General features: G+C 68.4%; 1 protein-coding gene. It reads left to right on the forward strand.

From position 1 onward, the window contains the following. Positions 1 to 412 (forward strand): HNH endonuclease signature motif containing protein (locus ACZYZ9_RS26475; protein ID WP_463829113.1); only part of this gene is annotated, 412 nt, incomplete at both ends.

Consider the following 412-nt stretch of genomic DNA (forward strand, 5'->3'; position numbering starts at 1 on the left):
CCGACGGACTCATCACCCCCGAACTGCTCGCCGACCTAGCCGTCTCCGCCACAATCGTGCCCCTGATCCACCCCGGCTACACCGCCCCCGAACCCACCTACCGGCCCTCAGCCGCACTGGCCGACTTCATCCGCGCCCGCGACCTGACCTGCCGCTGGCCCGGCTGCGAGGTACCCGCCACCCGCTCCGACCTCGACCACACCATCCCCTGGTCCCAAGGCGGACCCACCCACGCCGCCAACATCAAATGCCTATGCCGCACCCACCACCTGGTCAAAACATTCTGGGGCTGGACCGAAAAACAACTCCCCGACGGCACCCTGATCCTGACCTCCCCCAGCGGCGACACCCACATCACCACCCCCGGCAGCGCCCTGCTATTCCCCACCCTGTGCACCACCGTCGGCGGCAT

It is taken from the genome of Mycobacterium sp. IDUB_28 (assembly GCF_055419285.1).